Below are 834 nucleotides of genomic sequence, written 5' to 3'. Positions count from 1 at the left end.
GTATGGGAATGGAGTACCGTTACGCTCATGATGAGCCTGATGGCTTTGCTGCTGGTGAATGTTATTTTCCTGAAGACCTTGCTGGCACGCAGTTATATCACCCGGTAAATCGTGGTTTAGAGCTAAAAATTGGCGAAAAAATGGCGCGTCTCAGGCAGTTAAATGCAGAGTCAGAACAAAAAAGATTTCCCTAACTTTGCTACAATTTACTAATAGACTATTTATTCGCCCTAGTCCTAAGGTTGATTTATTGGCGTTAAGTCTTTAGCTATCAGTAATCGAGATTTCATATATGAGTACACACCCTTTTTTAAAGCTGCTATTGAGTATCCTGGCCTTGTCCTTAGTTGCTTGTGGAAGCGGTAGTAAGCTGAGTGATGATACTTACGATGGCTTGGTGACAATCGAAGGCCAGGTGAGCGTAAAGCCTGATACCAATGTAGATCTTGATGTTGAGCAAACATGCTCCACGCTTAGTGAGCAGAATAACTCTCTTTTTTCGGCCCAGCTGGTTAGTAACCCGATTACAATTGGAGGCTACATAAATGGCAAGTCTCAGGATCTTGGTTTTTGCTATCAGTTTGAGGAAGATCTTGATGATTATTACCGAGTTTCCTTGGTCGAAGGCCAGACTGTAAGTTTAAGTGTCTTTCCTGCTAACGAAGAGGAATTCAATATCAATGCCCTTGTTGAACTCAGGGCAGTAGATCAGTCTGGCGTCGTTGTGGCTGAACTATCTATATCAGAACCGGGTGCCAAATCTTTAGTTGTTCCCCTTACCAATGAATACTATGTGCGCGTAGCCACAACACAAGGGCACGATGCGCTACTGTA

At 43.2% G+C, this 834-nt stretch carries 1 protein-coding gene and 1 pseudogene; both read left to right on the top strand.

What is annotated here, in order from left to right; all coding sequences use genetic code 11:
* Positions 1-194: pseudogene (locus tag A3763_RS14125) on the top strand (recombination factor protein RarA); the annotation flags it as partial.
* 98 nt (positions 195-292) lie between these two features.
* On the top strand, positions 293-834 hold a 542-nt coding region (locus tag A3763_RS14120), incomplete at its 3' end, for a hypothetical protein (RefSeq protein WP_156495097.1).

This window comes from Oleiphilus sp. HI0128, from assembly GCF_001635365.1.
This window is presented reverse-complemented; position numbering and strand designations above follow the sequence as displayed.